18 protein-coding genes are annotated in these 22,246 nt (G+C 72.4%); 8 read left to right on the forward strand and 10 right to left on the reverse strand.

What is annotated here, in order from left to right; translation table 11 throughout:
• Both AB0E91_RS14075 and AB0E91_RS14080 read right to left on the reverse strand, forming a co-directional pair.
• Positions 1-669, reverse strand: coding sequence for an HAD family hydrolase (locus tag AB0E91_RS14075; RefSeq protein ID WP_361780062.1), 669 nt, complete (start codon positions 667-669; stop codon positions 1-3).
• A 68-nt stretch (positions 670-737) separates the two neighbouring features.
• A complete protein-coding gene (locus AB0E91_RS14080; RefSeq protein ID WP_361780064.1) occupies positions 738-1,253 on the reverse strand; it encodes a hypothetical protein in 516 nt (171 codons plus the stop codon).
• A gap of 589 nt (positions 1,254-1,842) precedes the next feature.
• Between AB0E91_RS14080 and AB0E91_RS14085 the strand changes: the two genes are divergently transcribed.
• A complete protein-coding gene (locus tag AB0E91_RS14085) occupies positions 1,843-2,283 on the forward strand; it encodes an Rv3235 family protein (RefSeq protein ID WP_361780067.1) in 441 nt (146 codons plus the stop codon).
• Between the two features lie 164 nt (positions 2,284-2,447).
• Here AB0E91_RS14085 and secA read toward each other — a convergent pair whose 3' ends face one another.
• Positions 2,448-5,264, reverse strand: coding sequence for a preprotein translocase subunit SecA (gene secA, locus AB0E91_RS14090; protein WP_361780070.1), 2,817 nt, complete (start codon positions 5,262-5,264; stop codon positions 2,448-2,450).
• Between the two features lie 255 nt (positions 5,265-5,519).
• Between secA and AB0E91_RS14095 the strand changes: the two genes are divergently transcribed.
• Together AB0E91_RS14095 and AB0E91_RS14100 are read left to right on the forward strand one after the other, a co-directional pair.
• Positions 5,520-6,104 carry a GNAT family N-acetyltransferase gene (locus AB0E91_RS14095; protein WP_361780073.1) on the forward strand — a complete coding sequence of 195 codons (585 nt, stop codon included), beginning with the start codon at positions 5,520-5,522 and terminating at the stop codon, positions 6,102-6,104.
• 59 nt (positions 6,105-6,163) lie between these two features.
• Positions 6,164-7,339 carry a crosslink repair DNA glycosylase YcaQ family protein gene (locus AB0E91_RS14100; RefSeq protein WP_361780076.1) on the forward strand — a complete coding sequence of 392 codons (1,176 nt, stop codon included), beginning with the start codon at positions 6,164-6,166 and terminating at the stop codon, positions 7,337-7,339.
• An 87-nt stretch (positions 7,340-7,426) separates the two neighbouring features.
• Here the strand turns inward: AB0E91_RS14100 and AB0E91_RS14105 are convergent, their stop codons facing one another.
• The 7 genes from AB0E91_RS14105 to mtnA form a co-directional block, all read right to left on the reverse strand.
• Positions 7,427-8,173: a response regulator transcription factor gene (locus AB0E91_RS14105; protein ID WP_361780079.1), complete on the reverse strand. Its 747-nt coding sequence runs from the start codon at positions 8,171-8,173 to the stop codon at positions 7,427-7,429.
• Positions 8,174-8,376: 203 nt separating this feature from the next.
• The gene (gene raiA, locus AB0E91_RS14110; protein WP_361780162.1) at positions 8,377-9,072 is read right to left on the reverse strand and encodes a ribosome-associated translation inhibitor RaiA; all 696 of its coding nucleotides are present in this window, start codon (positions 9,070-9,072) and stop codon (positions 8,377-8,379) included.
• 315 nt (positions 9,073-9,387) lie between these two features.
• Positions 9,388-10,317: a ComF family protein gene (locus AB0E91_RS14115; RefSeq protein ID WP_361780082.1), complete on the reverse strand. Its 930-nt coding sequence runs from the start codon at positions 10,315-10,317 to the stop codon at positions 9,388-9,390.
• 189 nt (positions 10,318-10,506) lie between these two features.
• Positions 10,507-12,345 (reverse strand): LpqB family beta-propeller domain-containing protein, encoded by a 1,839-nt coding sequence (locus AB0E91_RS14120; RefSeq protein WP_361780085.1) that lies wholly within the window; start codon positions 12,343-12,345, stop codon positions 10,507-10,509.
• A complete protein-coding gene (mtrB, locus tag AB0E91_RS14125) occupies positions 12,335-14,386 on the reverse strand; it encodes an MtrAB system histidine kinase MtrB (RefSeq protein ID WP_361780088.1) in 2,052 nt (683 codons plus the stop codon). Before mtrB ends, AB0E91_RS14120 begins: the two co-directional genes overlap by 11 nt.
• Before the next feature lies 1 nt (position 14,387).
• Positions 14,388-15,077: a two-component system response regulator MtrA gene (gene mtrA / locus AB0E91_RS14130; RefSeq protein ID WP_187279108.1), complete on the reverse strand. Its 690-nt coding sequence runs from the start codon at positions 15,075-15,077 to the stop codon at positions 14,388-14,390.
• Between the two features lie 129 nt (positions 15,078-15,206).
• Positions 15,207-16,349, reverse strand: coding sequence for an S-methyl-5-thioribose-1-phosphate isomerase (gene mtnA, locus AB0E91_RS14135; RefSeq protein ID WP_361780092.1), 1,143 nt, complete (start codon positions 16,347-16,349; stop codon positions 15,207-15,209).
• A gap of 137 nt (positions 16,350-16,486) precedes the next feature.
• Between mtnA and AB0E91_RS14140 the strand changes: the two genes are divergently transcribed.
• Genes AB0E91_RS14140 through AB0E91_RS14160 form a run of 5 tightly spaced genes read left to right on the forward strand, consistent with a single transcriptional unit; the run spans position 16,487 to position 22,085 of the window.
• Positions 16,487-17,821: a hypothetical protein gene (locus AB0E91_RS14140; RefSeq protein WP_361780095.1), complete on the forward strand. Its 1,335-nt coding sequence runs from the start codon at positions 16,487-16,489 to the stop codon at positions 17,819-17,821.
• Between the two features lie 34 nt (positions 17,822-17,855).
• Positions 17,856-18,587 (forward strand): DUF4129 domain-containing protein, encoded by a 732-nt coding sequence (locus AB0E91_RS14145; RefSeq protein ID WP_361780098.1) that lies wholly within the window; start codon positions 17,856-17,858, stop codon positions 18,585-18,587.
• The gene (locus AB0E91_RS14150) at positions 18,584-19,786 is read left to right on the forward strand and encodes a DUF4350 domain-containing protein (protein ID WP_361780101.1); all 1,203 of its coding nucleotides are present in this window, start codon (positions 18,584-18,586) and stop codon (positions 19,784-19,786) included. The genes AB0E91_RS14145 and AB0E91_RS14150 overlap by 4 nt, the downstream gene beginning before the upstream one ends.
• A complete protein-coding gene (locus AB0E91_RS14155) occupies positions 19,783-20,775 on the forward strand; it encodes a MoxR family ATPase (RefSeq protein WP_361780104.1) in 993 nt (330 codons plus the stop codon). Before AB0E91_RS14150 ends, AB0E91_RS14155 begins: the two co-directional genes overlap by 4 nt.
• Positions 20,775-22,085 (forward strand): DUF58 domain-containing protein, encoded by a 1,311-nt coding sequence (locus AB0E91_RS14160; RefSeq protein ID WP_361780107.1) that lies wholly within the window; start codon positions 20,775-20,777, stop codon positions 22,083-22,085. The genes AB0E91_RS14155 and AB0E91_RS14160 overlap by 1 nt, the downstream gene beginning before the upstream one ends.
• The last annotated feature ends 161 nt before the right edge of the window (positions 22,086-22,246 follow it).

Here is a 22,246-nt window from a genome sequence, read left to right on the forward strand (position 1 = left end):
CTATGCCGCTATTCGGTGCGCCTCTTCGACCGCCTCGGCCAGGGTGTCCACCACCGGCACACCGGCCTCGCGGAGGCTGGCCGGGCCGTGGGAGCCGCCGGTGTAGAGCACGGCCCGCGCGCCCACGTGACGGGCCGCCAGCGCGTCGTCCACCGCGTCGCCGATGACGACGGTGCGCTCCGGCGCCACCAGCTCGTCCAGCGACCTCAGGTGCCGGACCATGTGCTCGGCCTTGGAGCCGCCGGAGGGGCCCGTGCGCCCGTCGATCCGCAGGAAGTGGAACTCGATCCCGAAGCCGCGCACCAGCGGCAGCAGCTCCTCGTGGCCGTACATGCTCAGCAGCGACTGGCTGTTCCCCGCCGAACGCCAGTCGGCGAGCAGGTCGGCCGCGCCCTCGGTCAGGCCGCAGCGGGTGCGCCACTCGGTGTAGTGCCGGTGGAAGGCGCCGTCCATCACGTCCCACTCGGCCTCGGTCGGCAGCCGGCCGAGCAGGCGCTCGTAGAACCTCGGCACCGGGACGCAGTACAGCGCCCGGTAGGTCTCCAGCGTGATCGGCTCAAGACCCAGCTCGGCGAAGGCCGCGTTCGTCGCCCCGATGATCGCGTCGAGGTCGTGGAACAGGGTGCCGTTCCAGTCCCAGACGATGTGCGCGTTCCCCTGCTTCCCCATGTCCGAAACCGTACCCACTCCCACTGACAATCGAGCATCGGCGGGGGATCGTCGCAGGTCAGGCGGGGTCAGGCTGCCTGGCGTACGAGGTTGGGGATCTCCTGCGTGGCGTACCAGAGCAGCTCGTGGTGGTCGGCCGCCTCCACCGCCGCCAGCTCGCGGTCGTCCCCGGCGTCCGCCTCCGCCAGGGCCTCGGCCGCGGCGGCCACGTCCCGCTCGGCGTCCTCGGCGTCGGCGTGCACCGCGGCCGCCTTGGCGAGCGGCACCTCGGCGCGGACCATGACCTCGCCCAGCTCGGACAGCTCCGCGTCGGCGTCCGGGCCCGTCCCGACGGCACGGTCCGGTACGTCGGCGGCGACCACGACCCGGCGCGGGGTGGCCGACCGGTCGGCCGCGAGCAGCCGCAGCGAGGCGAGCGCGGCCTGGCCGAGCGCCGCGTACTCCAGCTCCTCCAGGTCCTCGGAGCCGCACCACTGGCGCAGCTCGGGCGTGACGGCGTAGGCGACGAAGGAGCCGGTGCCCAGCACACCCGTGCGGTACGCCTCGGCGAGCCCGGGAAGGGTCAGGGGTACGTAGACGCGCATTCCGGCCGCTCTTTTCCTGGTCAGAGGCTCTGCTGAGCCTCGCGGGAAGGCCCCTTCGGCCGCCCCCGGAGGGCCTCCAGAATACGTGCGCCCGTCCCCTTTCGGGCGCCCACCCGCACCCCCGAAGGCGTCCACCCCACGCCCCGCCTTCACCCGGAGCCACCCCCGATTCCCGGGCTTTTCTCCCCCACCGTCACCCGGATAAGTGAACCTTCCCGCCCCTCCGCCACGCCCCCCACCTTCCTTGCCGACCCGCCACCCGCCCCCGTACAAGGTCCCCACCACCGAGTTACCGCCCGGTATCAACCCATTCCGAACGGGGACCCCCATGAACAAGGTGATGAGCCGCAAGCCCCACCCCCGCCACCGCCCCCCGAACCGCCAGGACCCCCGCCGCCCGGGAGCGACCCCACCCCGCACCCCACTGCGGCCCCGCCCGCAGGCAACGACGGACCGGGGCAGGCCCACCGGACCACGCACCACGGCTCCCTCGACGTCTCCCTCGACGTCTCCCTCGACGGGCCCCTCGACGGGCCCCTCGACGACGCCCGAGCCGCGCAGGGCGCCCCGCCGAGGGGCGACGGGGCCGGTGGTCACGGCACCCCGCCCGCACGCCACAGCGGCCCCCACAGCCACCACCGCGCCCCGCACAGCCCCGACGCACCACCCCCTTCCCCCGGCCACCCCCCAGCCCCGCCCCACCGACCTCTTCGCCGACCGGCTCGTCGCCGTCCTCAGCGGGCAGCGCCCCGTGCACTGGATGCTTCGGCACACCGCCGGGCAGGCGTACGACGATCTCGCGCGGCTCGCCGAGCGGAATCCGCTGCGCGCGCCCGGGGTCCGGCCGGTCGTCAGCGATCTCGGGTACTTCGTGCCCAGGGACGGCGCGCTGGAGGTGTTCGCGCGGGTCGCCGCCGGGGACCGGCTGCGGGCGCTCGCCTTCCGGCTGGAGCGGGGGCGGGATCTGCGCTGGCGCTGCACCGCGGTGGAACTGGCGGGTTCGCGGCCCCCGCGCGAGGAGACCGGCTGAGCCCTGGATACGACGAGGAGACCCCAAGGCCCCGGACACGACGAGGAGACCGCCTGAGCCCCGGACACGGCAAAGGGCCGGACCCCTCACGAAGAGGGACCCGGCCCGGAGTCAGCCGCGAAGGCCCGCCACGGAGAACCGCTAGAGCCCGCCGCGGGCGACCGTCACTTCTTGCGGCGACCGCGGCTCTTCGCCTGCTTGCGGCGCTCCGCGCGCGTGAGGCCGTCGGCCTCGGAGCGCACCGGCTCGTCGTCCTCGAGGTCGCGCTCGATCACGCCGCCCTCGCCGTCCACCGTGGGCGCGGAGAAGTGCAGCTCGCGCCGCTGCGGAACGTCGAGGCCCTTGGCCCGGATCTCCGGCCGGCCACCCGCGGGAACCTGCGCGGGCACGATGTCCTGGCCGCCCGCGCCGACCGGCTGGGCGTCCTCGACCGGAACCTCCTCGACCTGCTGCTCGACCTGGACCTCCAGGTTGAACAGATAGCCGACGGACTCCTCCTTGATGCCCTCCATCATGGCGGTGAACATGTCGAAGCCCTCGCGCTGGTACTCGACCAGCGGGTCCTTCTGGGCCATCGCGCGCAGGCCGATGCCCTCCTGGAGGTAGTCCATCTCGTAGAGGTGCTCGCGCCACTTGCGGTCCAGGACCGACAGCACGACCCGCCGCTCCAGCTCACGCATGATCTCGGAGCCGAGCTGGTCCTCACGCGCCTCGTACTGCGCGCGGATGTCGTCCTTGATGGACTCGGAGATGAACTCGGCGGTCAGACCGGCCCGGTCGCCCGCCTCGTCCTCCAGCTCCTCGATGGTGACCTTCGCCGGGTAGAGCTGCCGGAAGGCGCCCCACAGCCGGTCCAGGTCCCAGTCCTCGGGGAAGCCGTCGGCGGTCTCGGCGGCGATGTACGCGTCGATCGTGTCGTCCATGAAGTGCTGCACCTGCTCCTGCAGGTCCTCGCCCTCCAGGACGCGGCGGCGCTCGCCGTAGATGACCTCGCGCTGCCGGTTGAGCACCTCGTCGTACTTCAGGACGTTCTTACGGGTCTCGAAGTTCTGCTGCTCGACCTGCGACTGCGCGGACGCGATGGCGCGGGTCACCATCTTGTTCTCGATCGGCACGTCGTCCGGGACGTTCGCCATCGCCATGACGCGCTCGACCATGGCGGCCTTGAACAGGCGCATCAGGTCGTCACCGAGGGAGAGGTAGAACCGGGACTCGCCGGGGTCGCCCTGACGGCCGGAACGGCCGCGCAGCTGGTTGTCGATACGGCGCGACTCGTGCCGCTCGGTGCCGAGCACGTAGAGGCCGCCGCTGCGCTCGACCTCGTCCTTCTCGGCCTTGACCGCCTGCTCGGCGCGGCCCAGCGCGGCGGGCAGCGCGGCCGCCCACTCCTCGATGTGCTCCTCGGGGTCCAGGCCGATCTGGCGCAGCTCCGCCTCGGCGAGGTCCTCGGGGTTGCCGCCGAGCTTGATGTCCGTACCACGCCCTGCCATGTTCGTGGCGACCGTGACGGCGCCCCTGCGGCCCGCCTGGGCGACGATCGACGCCTCACGCTCGTGGTGCTTGGCGTTCAGCACCTCGTGCTGGATGCCGCGCTTGCTGAGCTGCTGCGAGAGGTACTCCGACTTCTCGACGGACGTGGTGCCGACGAGGATCGGCTGGCCCTTCTCGTGCTTCTCGGCGATGTCGTCGACGACCGCCTCGAACTTGGCGACCTCGGTGCGGTAGATCAGGTCGGACTGGTCCTTGCGGACGAGCGCCCGGTTGGTCGGGATGGGCACCACGCCGAGCTTGTAGATCTGGTGGAACTCGGCGGCCTCGGTCATCGCCGTACCGGTCATGCCGGAGAGCTTGTTGTAGAGGCGGAAGAAGTTCTGCAGGGTGATCGTGGCGAGGGTCTGGTTCTCGTCCTTGATGTCCACCCCTTCCTTCGCCTCGATCGCCTGGTGCATGCCCTCGTTGTAGCGGCGGCCGGCGAGGATACGGCCGGTGTGCTCGTCGACGATCATGACCTCGCCGTCGATGACGACGTAGTCCTTGTCCTTCTTGAACAGTTCCTTCGCCTTGATGGCGTTGTTCAGGTAGCCGACGAGGGGGGTGTTCACCGACTCGTAGAGGTTGTCGATGCCCAGCCAGTCCTCGACCTTGGAGACACCGGCCTCATGGATCGCGACGGTGCGCTTCTTCTCGTCGACGTCGTAGTCGCCGGTCTCCTCGAGGCCCTTGAGCGGGTTGCCGGGCTCGCCGCGCTTGAGGCGGGTGACCAGCTTCGCGAAGTCGCCGTACCACTTGGTGGCCTGGTCGGCCGGGCCGGAGATGATCAGCGGCGTACGGGCCTCGTCGATGAGGATCGAGTCCACCTCGTCGACGATGGCGAAGTTGTGGCCGCGCTGCACCAACTCGTCCTGCGCCCACGCCATGTTGTCGCGCAGGTAGTCGAAGCCGAACTCGTTGTTCGTGCCGTAGGTGATGTCGCACGCGTACTGCTCGCGGCGCTGGGCCGGGGTCATGTTGGCGAGGATGCAGCCGACTTCGAGACCCAGGAAGCGGTGGACGCGGCCCATCATCTCGGAGTCGCGCTCGGCCAGGTAGTCGTTGACCGTGATGAGGTGGACGCCGTCTCCGGAGAGCGCGTTCAGATACGCGGGCAGGGTGCCGACGAGGGTCTTGCCCTCACCGGTCTTCATCTCGGCCACGTAGCCGAGGTGGAGCGCGGCGCCGCCCATCATCTGGACGTCGTAGTGCCGCTGGCCGAGGACGCGCTTGGCGGCCTCGCGAACGGTGGCGAATGCCTCGGGGAGCAGGTCGTCCAGGCTCTCACCGTCGGCGTACCGCTGCTTGTACTCGTCGGTGAGGGCCCGCAGCTCGGCGTCGGAGAGGTCAACGAAATCCTCTTCGATGGAGTTGACCTGGTCCGCGATGCGGTGCAGCTTGCGCAGGATCTTGCCTTCGCCTGCACGCATGATCTTCGAGAGGACGGACACGGGGGGTGGTCTCCTTGCCGGTCGGGCCTGGGACGGTCTGTTTTCCATGTGACTTGCTGAGCAACGGCCATCGTATGCGAGGACCCCGGCGCGCCGGGAGGGCCTGGCGACCCGGTGCGCGCCTCACTGTGGACAACGGACGAGCACGGCGGATAGTGCCGCGCCGGATCGGGGATGTGCGCGAATCGTGACCGGCTGCTCACGCACCGCGAAAAGCCGTGGCGGCGCGGGTGCGATGCCCCGCAGAATCGGGCGATGGACCCCGTCACCCTGACCACCGACCGCCTCCGGATGCGCGCCGTCGGCCCGGCCGACACGGACGCGGTGTACGCCGCCGCCCAGGACCCGGAGTCCCAGCGCTGGATCTCGTCCTTTCCCTCTCCTTACCTGCGCGAGCACGCCGAGGCGTTCATCGGGGTGGCGGCCCGGGGCTGGGCGGACGACTCGGAGTACCACTTCGGCCTGTTCCTGCCCGACGGCGCGCTGGCGGGGATGCTGGGCGTGATGCGGCGCGGGCCGGGCGCCGCCGAGGTCGGCTTCTGGGCCACCCGTGAGCACCGCGGCCGGGGATACGTCACCGAGGCCGCGCTCGCCGCGGCCCGCTGGGCCTTCGCCCACCTGTCCGTGGACCGCCTGGAGTGGCGCGCCGAGGTCGGCAACCTGCCCTCCCGCGCGGTGGCCGAACGCGTCGGCTTCACCATGGAGGGCACGCTGCGCGCGGCCGTCGCACACCGGGGCGTACGGCGTGACTCCTGGGTCGGCTCGCTGCTCCCCTCCGACCTCGGACTGACCCCGACCGCTCCGTACCTGGCCGCGCCGGATCGCGCTGCGACCACCTGACCTGCGGGAAGCCCCGGCCGGGCGGCCGCTGTCAGTGCCACCCTCTATCGTCGGCGACCATGACGACCCTGCCGCGCCCCGTTACCACCCTCACCGCGGACGACGCCCGCCGTATCGCCCTGCGGGCCCAGGGACTGCTGGGAGCGCCCGACCGGCGGGCCGGGGTGCGCGGGGTGCTGCGACATCTGGGCGCGGTCCAGCTCGACACCATCTCCGTGCTCGCCCGCTCCCATGAACTGGTGCCGTACGCCCGCCTCGGCGCCGTCGGCCGCCAGGCCGTGGAGTCGGCCTACTGGCAGGACACCCGCGCCTTCGAGTACTGGTCGCACGCCGCCTGCGTCCTGCCCATCGAGGAATGGCCCCACTTCGCCTTCCGCCGCCGCGCCTACCGCTCCCGCCCGCACTGGAACCACCAGCTGCCCGAGGGCGCCTACGACCAGGTGATCAAGCAGCTCCGGGCCGAGGGCCCGCTCACCGCCACCGAGTTGGGCGGCGCGAAGCGCACCAGCGAGTGGTGGGACTGGTCCGGCACCAAGGTCGCCGTCGAGCGCGCCCTGATGTACGGCGAGGTGGTGTGCGTCGAGCGGCGCGGCTGGAAGCGGGTGTACGACCTCGCCGAGCGCGCCATCCCGGACGCCCTGCTCCACGACGAGCTGGACGACGCCGAGTGCCTGCGCCGTCTGGTCCGGCTGGCCGGTGAGTCGCTGGGCGTCGGCACGCGCGCGGACATCGCCGACTACCACCGCCTCAAGGGCGAGCAGGTGGACGCGGTGATCGCCGACTCGGGTCTGGTGCCGGTCGAGGTCGAGGGCTGGGCCAAGCCCGCCTGGGCGGACCCGGCGGCCCTCGCCACCGCGCCGCGCGGCCGCCACCGCACGACGCTGCTCTCGCCGTTCGACTCGCTGATCTGGGAACGGGCCCGCACGGAGCGCCTGTTCGGCTTCACCCACCGCCTGGAGGCGTACGTACCCAAGCAGAAGCGGGTCCACGGCTACTTCGCGATGCCGGTGCTCTCCGGCGGCCGGCTGGTCGGCCGGGTGGACCCCGCGCGCGAGGGGCGCACCCTGGTGGCCCGGCAGGTCACGCTGGACGGTCCGAAGGCCGTGGCGGCGGTCGCCGAGGCGCTGGTCGAGGCGGCGAGCTGGGTGGGCTGCACGGACGTCCGCGTGGAGCGTGTGACGGAGCCCGAGCTCCGGGCGCCGCTGGCCGCCGTACTGGCCCGCGCGCTGGCCTGAGCCGAAGCAGGCGTTGACGGTCGTCGGGCAGGCACGGGCGGCCGTCGGCAGGCGGGGGCGGCCGTCGGGTGGTCCCGCCCGCGTCCGTCAGCGGATCTCGAGGATCTTCTCGCGCATCGCGTAGACCACGGCCTCCATCCTGGAGTGCAGCTGCAGCTTCTCCAGGATGTTGCGCACGTGGTTCTTCACGGTGTTCTCGGAGATGAACAGCTCCTTGGCGATGTCCCGGTTGTTCATCCCCGTGGCGACCAGCTTGAGGACCTCCAGCTCCCGGTCGGTCAGCCGGGGCGCGGGCACCAGCCGGCGCTCGTCGGTGCGCTGGATCATCGACTTGAACTCGGTGAGCAGCTTGGACGCCATCGACGGGCTGATCTGCGACTGCCCGTCGGCCACCGCGCGAATGGCCGTGGCCACCTCGTCGGTGGAGATCTCCTTGAGGAGGTATCCGGTCGCGCCCGCCTTGATCGCGTCGTAGAGGTCGGCCTCCTCGTCGCTGATCGTGAGCATGATGATCTTGGCGCTGGGGGCGACCTCCTTGATGGAGGTGCACGCCTCGATCCCGCCGCGCCGGGGCATCCGCACGTCCATCAGCACGATGTCCGGCAGCAGGTCGGCCGCCTTGTCCACCGCCTCGGCCCCGTCGCCCGCCTCGCCGACGACCTGGATGTCCTCCTCGGCGGCGAGCACGATCTCCAGACCCCGGCGGAACAGCGCGTGGTCGTCCACGACCAGCACTCTGATCGGCTCCGCGCGCGAGGCGCCCGCTTCCGGCTCCCGGCCGGGGTCACCGTGGTCGGCGTCCAGGTCACGCATGGGTCCGAAGGTGTCCGCCATCGTTCCTCCCCCTGAAGGCTGTGGCCTGTGGTCCTGTGCCATCGCCAACCCAAGGCAGCGGCCCACCGGTTGGGCCGGTGCGGTCATGATTTCATGCCCGGGCGTCGCCGCGGTGCCGTGCGGGGCGTGAAGTGGTCGCACACCGGTGCCCCTGGGGGCGCACACGCGCTCCAGGGGCACCCGTTCCGCTTCGCCGGGCAGGATCAGCCGCCCAGGATGCCGCCCGCCGCGGGCGGCTGCACCTCCGCCACCATCGGGTCGGTGCTGAGGTGGATGACGCCGTAGTCGTAGGCGTGTCGCCGGTAGACGACACTCGGCTCCTTGGTCTCGGAGTCGACGAACAGATAGAAGTCGTGGCCGACCAGTTCCATCTCGTAGAGAGCCTGGTCAAGGGTCATCGGAGAGGCGACGTGGGTCTTCTCGCGGACGACGAGGGGGCCGTCGCCGGTGACCTCCAGCGAGCCGATCCTCTTGGTCGGCACTCCGCCGTCGGACTCGGCGGGCGGGACCGGAACGCCGTCGGGGTAGAGCGTTGCCACGCCCGGGACCACGTCGGGCACCTCGGCCGCCGGGATGCGTCGTGCGCCCCGGCGCACGACTCGCTTGTCGTGCTGCTTGCGCAGCCTTGCCTCCAGCTTTTCCGCGGCCATGTCGAGGGCCGCGTACGGGTCGCTGGCGGATGCTTCCGCCCGGATCACCGGACCGCGGGAGCGGAGCGTGATCTCCACTCGGTCACAGCGGTCGGCCTGGCGGGGGTTCGGCTCCTTGGACACCTCGACGTCGAGGCTCATCACCTTGCCGTCGAGCTTCTGGATCTTCTCCAGCTTCAGCTTCTCGGCCACGTGCTTGCGGAACCGCTCGGGCACCTCGGTCTTGCGGCCCTTGACGACGATGTCCACGCAGAACTCCGTTCCCGGATAGCCCCGCAGCAGCGGCGGAGCATCTCCCTTTTGCACCAGGTCCCGGTGGGCCCCGGAACCTTCGGACTCGGTGACGTCCACCTCCTCCTCCCCCGTGGGCGAGATCTCCATCCCGCCGGCGCGGGTGATTGCGGAAATCACGCAGCGCGGCATTCGGATATGCGAGGTCTGGCCTGCGCCTTTCCTCACAACCGAACATATCTCGCCCGGACGTATGTCGTCACCCTCTACTGCGGCGTACCTCCGTTCAGGTGAATTCCCGCTCCTGCTACCTGCAACGACGCAGGTAGGGGGTCAGTTCCTGGCTATTTCGAAAGAATCCGGGGGCGCGGCGATCACCGCCGCCCGGAGTGCCACTCGTGTGGCCTTCGGTGCCGCCTTTTCCGGTGCACACTGCACGGGGTTTCCGCTCTCCGATCGTGCCCCTGTCTCTCGTTTCCCCCTTCCTTCCCGAGTTCCGCCGGGGTACACGGCCGTTCTCTCCCGGCGATGCGAACCGGACGCCTCCCGCAGGGCCCGCGCCGCCTCCGCGAGGGTCGCGCCCGTGGTCATCAGGTCGTCCACCAGCACGACCCGTCCGGCGTCGAGCAGCCGCGCCCCGCCCGCCGTCACCTCCAGGGCGCCGGCCAGGTTCTCCCGGCGCTCCCGCGCGTCCAGCCCCGCCTGGTCCAGGACCGGTCGCCGCTGCCGCAGGACGGCCGCCACCCGGGCCGGTGTGCCACCGCGCCGCAGCCGCCCGGCGGCGACGAGGGCCATGCGCCGCACCGGGTCGTGCCCCCGCGCCCGCACGGCCGCCCGCGCGGAGGGCAGCGGGACGAGGATCACCGGGCCCGGCTGTCTTCGAGCCCCGTGCGGCGGCCCGAGGTGCGGTGCTCCGTGCCCCGCCCCTCCGTGTCCCGCCCCTTCGAAACCCGGCGCCCCGAAGCCCGGCGTCCCGAGCCCCACGCGCACGGCCTCCGCCAAGGCCGCGCCGAGGGCTCCCGTGAGCGCCAGGGCGCCCCGCTCCTTGTGCGCGAGGAGAAGCGACCGCACCTCCCGGGCGTACGGCGCCACCGCGTGCACCACCGGCAGCCCGGGCGGCTCGGGCGACGGCCGCACCCGGCGCGGTGCCGCACCGCCCAGCGCCCTCCGGCACCGCGGGCACAGCACCGTGCGCGGTGCCTCGCAGCCCTCGCAGTCGGCCGGAAGCACCAGGTCCGTGAGGTCCTGCCACCATCTCCGCATGGCTCCACTGTGCCGAGACTCCGGCCTCCCGGCCACCCCTGTGGACAGCGCCCTGTGGACAACGGACGTCCCGCTCCGACGAGCCTCACCCGCACGAGTGAGAGGGGCACCGGAAGCCCTCGCCACACCGGGAAGCGGCCCGGACTCCCCCACGGGAATCCGGGCCGCTTCACCCACGTCGGACCGGCCTCACCCCGGATAGACCGGCGCCGTCCCGTCCTTGTCCACCTTCTGCCACTGCGCCCCCGAGGGCAGCCGGACGATCCCGTCCTCCGAGGACGCGACCAGCGGCACCCGTTCGTCCTCGGCCGCGGCGATCGCGGTCGCCCGGGAGAGCGCGGCGGGCGCCGGGCCCTCCAGCGTGGAGCCGTCGACCTGGACGTACCTCATCTGGTGCACACCGCCCTGCTCGCGCCCGACCACGACCAGTCGACTGTCCCCGGCCCAGGACATCGCCGTGACCAGTTCCATGTCGGGCGCGGCCGGACGCGGATCGACGACCGCCGGGGCGTCGCCCGCCTCGTCCTCGCGCTCGATCCGGCCGATGAGCAGCGACTGCTTGTCGTCCTTCGAGGCCACGACCAGCGCGACCCGTACCCCGTCGGCGGCCACCCGCACGTCCGTGATCCGGCCGCTCAGCTTGGGCAGGGTCACGGTCACCGGCTTCCCGGTGCCTCCCTGTTCGACGACGTAGAGCTGCGGCTTCACCGGATTCAGGTCGGCCACCCAGAGGTCGCCGCGCGCGTCCCAGCTCGGCCGGGTCAGCCGCTCGTCCTTGGCCACCCCCAGGCTGGTGACCACGGGCTCCCCGAGCGTGCCCGCGGCGGCCAGCGGCGTGACATAGAGCGCCCGGCCGTCGGCCGTGACCCCGGCCACCGTGTGCTCGTCCCGCGAGACGGCCACCGACTGCAGCTCCTTGGTGCCCTCGCCGAACGCGCCCGGCACCGGTGTGGCGCTGGTCCCGCCCGCCCCCGTCGGCATCCGCACCAGCCGGTGCTTGCCGTCGAGGAAGTAGAGGTACTGCGGGCTCTGCGCCGAGGCGCGCCAGGCGACGGACTCCGCCCGGTCCTCCGCCAGATCGCACAGCCGCCGCCCGCCGGGCCCCTCCAGCTCGACCGTCTCCAGCGTCGGCGCCAGGTTCCGCAGGGTGAAGAGCAACTGCGTGGCCATCTCGTGGCAGCGGGCACGTCCGACCGTCGCCGCCTTCGCGTTGAGCGGCACGACCAGGCGGTTCTGCTCGTCGGGCGCCAGCCCCGTCACCCCGCGCTGCAGAGCCGTACCGGTGGGGAAACTGGACCTGACCACGGGCTCGAGCCAGGTGGTCGGGCCGCGCAGCAGCGAGCGCACCATCTCGGTCATCGGGTCGACCTTGCTGCGCACGAACACCGGGTCGGCGACCGCGACCGGCCGCCCGTTCGTTCCGGCCTTGGTGTGGGTCGCGAAGTAGAACTTGTCGACCGAGGTGTAGTTGCGCTGGAAGTCCGACTTGCCCATGACGACACCCGCGGGCGGCGCGTCGATGCGCCACTGGCCGCTCTTGGCGTCCTTCGACAGCCGCACCTGGGTGCGATAGGCGCCGCCCGCGGGCTGATACGCGTGCTGCGCGTCGACCGAGGCGACCTTGCTGCCCTCCAGGACATAGGTCCGCCGGGTGTCCTGCTCGCGCCCGGACTCCTCCGGCGCGTCCGTCATGATGCTCGGCCCGTCGGCGAGCACGGTCGCCCGCTCCGGCCGCCAGACGCGCGCGGCCGCGGGCGTCAGATACTTGCGCGCCGTGTCGTACTGCGGATCGTCACTGGTCAGGGCCTCCAGGAAGCCCTGCATGATCTCGCTGGACGAAGCGTCCTGGGCCGGCGGCACCGCGAAGACCCGTACCCCGGTGTCCTGCCGGGGCGTGGACTCGACGTTGCGCAGATCGCCACTGTCGGGCATCGACGCGCAGCCGGACAGCAGGACCGCCCCGCATACGGCGTACGCCACCGCGCGTCCCGGCCGGCGCCGGGCGCCCCCCTCGCGGTCAGCGACCACTCACTGCCTCCCCTGGCTCGGTCGGGTCCTGCTGTGCGGCCGCCCCCGGACGGCCACTGTCCGCCTCGGGCGCCGGGCCCGGAGCATTGTCGTCGGCGCGCCGGGCGCCGTTCGCGGGCCGGGGCACCACGCGCGCGCCGTTGCCGTTGCCGGGCAGCGCGGTCGGGTCGGCCGTGGCGACGGCCTGACGCGGCGGCAGCGGGGCCCGCTGCGCCTCGGTCGCCTGCGCGGGGACGGTGGCCCGCTTCTCCGCGGCCCGCTCGCGGCCGGTCTCCCGGTTGCGGCGCGAGTCCTTGGGTTCGAGCGGGATCGGTGAGCCGCGCAGCGGTTCGTCGGCGGTCCGGGGCAGCGTCAGCCGGAACTGCGAGCCGCCGCCGGGCTCGCCCCACGCCTGGAGCCAGCCGCCGTGCAGCCGGGCGTCCTCCAGGGCGATGGACAGGCCGAGGCCCGTACCGCCGGTCGTACGCGCGCGTGCCGGGTCCGCCCGCCAGAAGCGGCTGAAGACGCGGGTGGCCTCGCCGGGCTTGAGCCCGACGCCGTAGTCGCGCACGGCGACCGCGACCGCGCCGCCCGCCGACGCGAGCTTGACCACCACGTCCTTGCCCTCGCCGTGCTCGACGGCGTTGACGACCAGGTTGCGCAGCACCCGCTCCACGCGCCGGGCGTCCGCCTCGGCCACCACGGGCTGCTGGTCGCCCGTGACACGTATCCGGGTGCCCTTGCGCTCGGCCAGCGGCTCGGCACCGCCGACCACCCGCCGTACGACCTCGCGCAGGTCGATCGGCTCGGCCTCCAGCGCGGCCGCTCCGGCGTCGAAGCGGCTGATCTCCAGCAGGTCCGCGAGCAGCGACTCGAAGCGGTCCAGCTGGTCCGCGAGCAGTTCGGCGGAGCGCGCGGTCACCGGGTCGAAGTCCACGCGCGCTTCATGGATGACGTCGGCGGCCATGCGGACGGTGGTCAGCGGGGTACGCAGCTCGTGCGAGACGTCAGAGACGAACCGCCGCTGCATCCGCGAGAGGTCCTCGAGCTGCTGGATCTTCAGCTGGAGGTTCTGCGCCATCTTGTTGAAGGCCTCACCGAGACGCGCGATGTCGTCCTCGCCGGTGACCTTCATCCGCTCCTGCAGCCGCCCGGCGGACAGTCGCTCCGCGACCCCGGCGGCCATCCGCACGGGCGTGACGACCTGCCGTACGACCAGCCAGGCGATGGCCCCGAGGAGTACGACGACGAAGAGTCCGGCGGTCGCGAGGGTGGTCTTGACCAGGCTCAGGGACTTCTCCTCCTGCGTGAGCGGGAAGAGGTAGTACAGCTCGTAGGGGTGGCCGTTGGGGTCGTTGACCTGCTTGCCGATGACCAGCGCGGGCTGGGGCTCCTTGCCGGTGCTGTAGACGATGCGGGTGTAGCTCTGCGCGGCGGTCGTACTGCTGTTGACCCGGTCGCGCAGGGCCGCGGGCACGCTGTCGGTCGGGCTGACGTACCCCGAACCGCGCGGGCTGCGGCCGCCGCCGGTGTCGTCGCCGACCGGCAGCGTCACCACGTCGAAGGCGCCCGCGCCGCCGCTGGACAGCGACTCCACGAGGTCGCTCATCCACTGGATGACGTTCTGCGAGGGCTGTCCGTCGGCGCCGGAGACGATGTCGTCGCCGGTACCGGTGCCGGTGGCGCCCGCGGCGGCCTCGTCGGCCTGCTGCCGGGCCACGGCGAAGCCGCCGGTGGCCTGGCTCTGGGACGCCTTCACCTTCGCGTCCAGCAGGCCGTTGCGCACCTGCCCGATGACGACGAAGCCGAGGAGCAGGACGACGCCCAGCGACATCAGCAGGGTCGTGGCGACGACCCGGAGCTGGATGTTGCGACGCCACAGCCGCATGACGGGCAGCAGCGGACGGCGCACCCAGCGGAGGAAGAGGCGCACGAACGGGCTGCGCTGGAGCCCGCCGCGCAACAGACGCGCACGGCGCGAAGCGGTGGTGCTCCGGGCGGCCGGACGCCCCGGACGGGCGCCGGACCGGCCGGGAGCCGAAGCGGCGCTGTCCCCGGACACGTCAGCTCGGTCCGGCCTTGTAGCCGACTCCGCGCACGGTCACCACGATCTCGGGCCGCTCCGGGTCCTTCTCGACCTTGGAACGCAGCCGCTGCACATGGACGTTGACCAGCCGGGTGTCGGCGGCGTGCCGGTAGCCCCACACCTGCTCCAGGAGCACCTCACGGGTGAACACCTGCCAGGGCTTGCGGGCGAGCGCGACCAGCAGGTCGAACTCCAGCGGGGTCAGCGCGATCGACTGCCCGTCGCGCTTCACCGAGTGCCCGGCCACATCGATGACCAGGTCACCGATGGTGAGCTGCTCCGGCGCCGGCTCCTCCGACCTCCGCAGCCGCGCCCGGATACGGGCGACCAGCTCCTTCGGCTTGAACGGCTTCACGATGTAGTCGTCGGCGCCGGACTCCAGTCCGACGACCACGTCCACCGTGTCGCTCTTCGCCGTGAGCATGACGATGGGCACCCCGGACTCCGCCCTGATCAGGCGGCACACCTCAATGCCGTCGCGCCCGGGAAGCATCAGATCCAGCAGCACCAGATCCGGCTTCGACTCCCGGAAAGCGGCCAGCGCCTTGTCCCCGTCGGCTACGAAAGACGGCTCAAAACCTTCACCACGCAGCACGATGCCGAGCATCTCGGCCAGTGCGGTGTCGTCGTCGACGACAAGGACTCGTCCCTTCATAAACGACATCATCCCATTCTCGTAACGACGACAGAGGCGCAGGTGAGGCAGCTCACTGGCCTGTGACGATAGTCGTACCGAGGCGTCACTGTCTGCCCCGGTCCCCTCGAGAACGACGCCGCGGGCGCTGCGGAGGTCGACTCACCGGGCCGGTTGTCGCTCCGCGTTCGCATACAGGCTGGCCAGCGACTCCGCCGTCACCGGAGACACGGTGCCCTCCTCGGTCACGATCGCCGTCACGAGTTCCGGCGGTGTGACGTCGAAGGCCGGGTTGTACGCCTGCGTGCCCAGCGGTGCCACGGGGATGCCCCCGCCCGGTCCCGCCACCGGCACCTGCGGCACGCCGAACTCGGTCACCTCGTAGCCCGGGCGCTGCTCGACCTCGATGGACGCGCCGTCCGGTGTCGCGGGGTCGACCGTGGTCAGCGGGGCCACGACGATGAACGGCACGTGGTGGTAGCGCGCCAGCACCGCGAGCGGATAGCTGCCGACCTTGTTGGCCACCGAGCCGTCCGCCGCGATCCGGTCCGCGCCGATCAGCACCGCGTCCACCTCACCCGCCGCGAACAGCGAACCGGCCGCGTTGTCCGTGAGCAGCGTGTACGCCATACCGCTGCGCGCCGCCTCGTACGCCGTCAGACGGGCGCCCTGGAGCAGCGGGCGCGTCTCGTCCACCCACAGCCGCCGCAGCCTGCCCTCCCGGTGCGCGGCCAGCGCCACCGCGAACGCCGTGCCCTCCCCGCCCGACACCAGCGCACCGCTGTTGCAGTGGGTCAGAACGCGGTGCCCGCCGCCCGGCAGCAGCTCGTCCAGCAGCGCCAGCCCGTGGGCGGCCATCCGGGCGCTCGCCCGCGCGTCCTCCGCGTGCAGCGCCTTCGCCGCGTCCAGCGCCGCCGTCGTCGCCACGGTCGGGTCACCGCTGACGGCGAGCGCGGCCCGGTACGCGCCCAGGGCCCGCTCCACTCCGACGGACAGGTTCACCGCCGTCGGCCGGGCCTCCACCAGCGCCTGCGCGGCGTCGTCCACGTCGAAGCCGCGCGCCGCGGCGAGCGCGACCCCGTACGCCCCGGCGATGCCGAGCACGGGCGCCCCGCGCACGGCCAGCGAACGGATCGCCTCCACCAGCGCGGACGCGTCGGTGCACACCAGCTCCACCTCTTCGGTGGGCAGCCTGGTCTGGTCGAGAAGGATCAGTACGGGTCCTTCGGGTGGTTCCTCCCAACGGATCACGGGTATCTCGGTCGGCCGCTTGTCCTCGCCCGGTCGCGCGTGCTGATCAGCCATGCGATGAGTCTGCCCCGTATCAGGCGGACAATTGACGGAGTACGGCTCCACCTCGGCCGGTCACACGAGGACCGCCCCATGGCACGATGGCTGCCAACCTGCCGCCGCGATCACGCGGGCACCGTTAAGGAGCTTCGATGAGTGACACTCCGGGCTGGGCCTCGCCCGGATCAACCCCGTCGTCCGAAGGGCGGGAGCCGGGCGAGACCGGCCCCGCCGAGCCCGCCGAGCCCGGGGCGAAGGAGCCCGACGCGTCTTCGCCGGACACGGGCGCGAAGTGGGCCGAGGGGCAGCCCCCGCCCGCCCAGTGGTCCGCTCCGGCCGGCACGCAGGCGCCAGGCCACACCCCGCCGCCTCCCCCGCCCGGACCGGGCTGGGGCACTCCCCCGCCCGGCGGCTACGGCCAACCCGGCGGTCACGGAGGCGCTTACGGAGGCGGCTACGGCACCGGCGGCTGGGCAGGCGGCTGGGGCGGTCCCCCGCCCGCGGCCAAGCCCGGCATCATCCCGCTCCGCCCGCTGGGCATCGGCGAGATACTCGACGGCGCCGTCTCCACCATGCGCACCTACTGGCGCACGGTCCTCGGCATCTCCCTGACGGTCGCCGTCGTCGTCCAGCTGGTCACGCTGCTCCTGCGGGGCTTCGTCTTCAACGACACCCTCGTCGGCTTCGGCGACCCGAGCATGACCGCGAACGAGCTGGGCCGCGCGGTCGGCACCAACGCACTCGGCGACCTCGTCGTGGGCGCCGTGTTCATGCTCGGTTCGCTCTTCGCGACCGGCCTGCTGACGACCGTGACCAGCCAAGCCGTCCTCGGCAGGTCCGTCAGCATCGGCGAGGCCTGGAAGCAGGCCCGGCCCCGGCTGCTCCGGCTGTTCGGTCTGCTCCTGGTGCTGACCGCCCTCTGTCTCGGTGTCCTCGCCGTGGGCATCGCCCCCGGCATCCTGATCTCCCGGACCGGCGGCTCCGACGCCGCCATGGCGGTCACGCTCGCCCTCGGCCTCCTCGGCGCCTTCCTGGTCGTCCTGTGGCTGATGGTGCGCTACTCGCTGGCCCCCTCGGCGCTCATGCTCGAGCGGCAGGGCGTCCTGAAGTCGATGGGCCGCTCCACGAAGCTGGTGAGCGGCTCCTGGTGGCGCATCTTCGGCATCCAGCTGCTCGCCTGGATCATCACCAACATCGTCTCCTCGATCCTGGTGATCCCCTTCGTCATCCTCGCGTTCGTGCTGGACAGCAGCGGCCCGCTGAACATCCTGAACACCGGCGACGAGCACCTCAGCTGGTCGTTCCTGATCATCTCCGGCATCGGCTCGGTGCTCGCCGCCATGATCACGCTCCCGCTGAACGCCGGCATCACCGTCCTGCTCTACATCGACCAGCGCATCCGCCGCGAAGCCCTCGACCTGGAACTGGCCCGCGCCGCCGGAGTCCAGGACCACGGCACGGGCCCCGCGCCCGTACCGGGAGGCTGATGCGGTGAACCTGACGGGGGGAGTTATCGCGGCGGTGCCCGCTGTGCACACCGCCACCGCATCGGCCGTCCGCTTCGTGCTGCACGCGGCACATCCGGCCCTGACGCTCGCCGGCTCCGGCGACGAACCACCGGTCACCGTCCCGCGCGATCCCGCGCGCGAGGCGGCCCGGCGTGAACTGTCCAAGCCGATGTACCACGAGAACGACCCCAGCCTGTTCCAGCGGGCCCTGGACGCCTTCTGGGACTGGCTGGACCGGCTGTTCGACCGCGCCTCCACCGCGACACCGGGCGGCACGATCGGGCTCGTCGTCGTGGTCCTGTTCGTCGTCGCCGTGCTGGCCGCCCTGTGGTGGCGGCTGGGCACCCCCCGCCGCATCCCCACCGTCGCCGCACCCCTCTTCGGCGAACGCCCCCGCACCGCCGCCGACCACCGCTCGACCGCCGAGGCACACGCGGCCCAGGGCCACTGGAACCAGGCCGCCCAGGAACGCGTACGAGCCATCGTCCGCGCCCTGGAGGAACGGGCCCTGCTCGACGCCCGCCCCGGCCGCACCGCCGACGAGGCCGCGGCGGAAGCCGGACGCGCCCTGCCCGACCACGCCGACCGGCTGCGCGCGGCGGCCCGGGACTTCGACGACGTCACATACGGCGGCCGCAGCGCGAGCGAGGAGACGTACCGGCGCCTGTGCGCGCTCGACCTCGACATCGAGCGCGCCCGCCCCGTCCTCGCGGACCACACCGCCCACCAGGAGGACGCCGGATGACCGCCGAGGCCACCCCACCGGCCACCTCGGCCTCCCTCACCGCCCGCCAGACCTGGACCCGCGCGCGCGGCATCCTGATCGCCCTCCTGCTGATCCTGACCGGCGCGGTCGCCATGGCCGCCATCCGCTCCCACTCGGTCCACGGCGAACTGGACCCGCGCTCCGCCGACCCCTACGGCAGCCGCGCCGTCGCCGCACTCCTCGCCGACCACGGCGTGACCACGCGCGTGGTCACCACACCCGGCGCCGCCCGCGCCGCGGCCGGCCCCCGCACCACCCTCCTGATCGCCGCACCCGACCTGCTGAGCCTCCGCCAGCAGGCCGCCCTCTACTCGGCCACCCAGTCCTCCGGCGGCCGCACGGTCCTCGTCGCCCCCGGCCCCTGGTCCGTCGACCGGCTCGCCCCCGGCGTCAGCGCGGACCCCGCCACCAGCGACCGCTCCACCCTCGCCCCCGACTGCGCCCTCCCCGAGGCCCGGCGGGCGGGCAGCGCCGACACCGGCGGCATCCGCTACACCACCTCCGTCCCCGGCGCGGACGCCTGCTACCCCAGCGAACGCCTCTCCACCCTGCTCCGCCTGCCGACCGGCTCCGGCGGCGGCGACACCGTCGTCCTCGGCGCGCCCGACATCCTCCTGAACAAGCGTCTCGACCAGCAGGGCAACGCCTCGCTCGCCCTGCAACTCCTCGGCTCCCGGCCCCATCTGGTCTGGTACCTCCCCTCGCTCGACGACTCTTCCCTCACCGACTCCCAGGCCCCCAAGAGCCTCTTCGACCTGCTCCCCTCGGGCTGGCTCTGGGGCACCCTGCAACTGTTCGTCGCCGCCCTCCTCACCGCACTCTGGCGGGGTCGCCGCTTCGGCCCGCTCGTCCCGGAGAACATCCCCGTCGCGATCCGCGCCTCCGAGACCACCGAAGGACGCGCCCGCCTCTACCGCAAGGCCGACGCCCGCGACCGCACGGCAGACGCCCTGCGCGCCGCCACCCGCGCCCGCCTGGCCCCCCTCGTCGGCGTCCCGGCCACCCAGGCCCACACGCCGGAGCTTCTGCTCCCGGCCCTCTCCGCCCACCTGACGGACGGCGACGGCCAACCCGCCGCGCACTCCCTCCTCTTCGGGCCGCCGCCCACCGACGACGCGGCCCTCGTCGCACTCACCGACCGACTCGACGCCCTCGAAAGAGAGGTACGCCGTCCATGACGGACCCGACCACCGACAACACCGGAAACACCGGGGACGCGGACACCGCCCGGGCCTCTCTCGAGGCCCTGCGCGCCGAGATCGCCAAAGCCGTGGTCGGCCAGGACCCCGCCGTCACCGGTCTGGTCGTCGCCCTCCTCTGCCGTGGACACGTCCTCCTCGAAGGCGTACCCGGAGTCGCCAAGACCCTCCTCGTACGCACCCTCGCCTCGGCCCTCGAACTCGACACCAAACGCGTCCAGTTCACCCCGGACCTGATGCCGAGCGACGTCACCGGCTCCCTGGTCTACGACGCCCGCACCGCCGCCTTCTCCTTCCAGCCCGGCCCCGTCTTCACCAACCTCCTTCTCGCGGACGAGATCAACCGCACCCCGCCCAAGACCCAGTCCTCCCTCCTGGAAGCCATGGAGGAACGTCAGGTCACGGTCGACGGCACACCCCGCCCGCTGCCCGAGCCGTTCCTGGTCGCAGCCACCCAGAACCCCGTGGAGTACGAAGGCACCTACCCGCTCCCCGAGGCCCAACTGGACCGCTTCCTCCTCAAGCTGACGATCCCTCTGCCCTCCCGGCAGGACGAGATCGACGTCCTCACCCGCCACGCCTCGGGCTTCAACCCCCGCGACCTGAAGGCCGCCGGCGTACGTCCCGTCGCCGGTCCCGCAGACCTCGAGGCGGCCCGCGCCGCCGTCGCCAAGACGACCGTCTCCCCCGAGATCACCGCCTACGTGGTGGACATCTGCCGTGCCACCCGCGAGTCCCCCTCTCTCACCCTGGGCGTCTCCCCGCGCGGCGCGACCGCCCTGCTCTCGGCCGCACGCGCCTGGGCCTGGCTGACGGGCCGTGACTACGTCATCCCCGACGATGTGAAGGCTCTCGCCCTCCCGGCCCTGCGCCACCGGATCCAACTGCGGCCCGAGGCCGAGATGGAGGGCGTGACCGCCGACTCCGTCATCAACTCCGTCCTCGCCCACGTCCCGGTGCCCCGCTGATGCCACTCACCGGACGCGCTGCCCTGATCGCGGCCCTGGGTTCCGTGCCCGTCGGTCTTCTGGACCCCGGATGGACCGGACTCCTCGCGGTCAACGGCTCCCTGGCCCTGGCCTGTGCCTGCGACTTCGCTCTCGCCGCACCCGTGCGGCGCCTTGTCCTCTCCCGCTCCGGCGACACCTCCGTCCGTCTCGGCGACACCGCCGATGTCACACTCACCGTCACCAACCCGTCCCGCCGTCTGCTGCGCGCTCGCCTGCGGGACGCCTGGCCGCTCAGCAGCTGGCAACCAGGCACCGAACTGGACGCCTCCCGGCACCGGCTGACCGTCCCGCCCGGCGAGCGCCGCCGCGTCACGACCCGGCTGCGCCCCACCCGCCGCGGCGACCGCCAGGCCGACCGGGTCACGATCCGTTCCTACGGCCCCCTCGGGCTCTTCTCCCGCCAGGGCACCCATCGAATCCCCTGGACACTACGGGTTCTGCCCCCGTTCACCAGCCGAAAGCACCTACCGTCGAAACTCGCTCGATTGCGTGAACTGGACGGTCGTACAAGCGTCCTGACACGCGGTGAGGGCACCGAATTCGACAGCCTCCGTGAGTACGTCCCCGGCGACGACACCCGCTCGATCGACTGGCGCGCCACCGCACGCCAGTCCTCCGTGGCCGTCCGGACCTGGCGCCCCGAACGCGACCGCCGCATCCTGCTCGTCCTGGACACCGGACGCACCTCGGCCGGCCGCGTGGGCGACGCTCCGCGCCTCGACGCGTCCCTCGACGCCGCGCTCCTCCTGGGCGCCCTGGCATCCCGCGCGGGCGACCGCGTGGACCTGCTGGCCTACGACCGCCGGGTACGCGCCCTCGTCCAGGGAAAGTCCGCCGGGGACGTACTGCCCTCGCTGGTCAACGCGTTGGCCTCGCTGGAACCGGAACTCGTCGAAACCGACGCCCGCGGCCTGGCCGCCACGGTCCTGCGGACCGCTTCCCGACGCTCCCTCGTCGTCCTCTTCACCACGCTCGACGCGGCGCCGGTGGAGGAGGGTCTACTGCCGATACTGCCTCAGCTGACCAGCCGTCACACGGTAGTCGTGGCTTCGGTGGCCGACCCGCACATCGCGGCGATGGCTCAGGGAAGGGGCGACGTCGAGGCGGTGTACGACGCAGCGGCAGCCGCCCAGGCTCGGCGCGAACGCGAGCGGACGGCGGATCAACTGCGGCGCCACGGTGTGACGGTGGTGGACGCGACCCCGGACGAGCTGGCCCCCGCGGTCGCGGACGCGTATCTCGCCCTGAAAGCGGCAGGCCGGCTCTGACCATGCGAACTCCCGTCCCTCTTCGGAGGGAAAAGGGTCCGGAACGCAGAAAACCCCCGCACCATTGGTGCGGGGGTTTCCCTAAAATTTGTTCGGCGGCGTCCTACTCTCCCACAGGGTCCCCCCTGCAGTACCATCGGCGCTGTGAGGCTTAGCTTCCG

This window comes from Streptomyces sp. NPDC026659 (assembly GCF_040638245.1).
Lineage (GTDB): Bacteria > Actinomycetota > Actinomycetes > Streptomycetales > Streptomycetaceae > Streptomyces.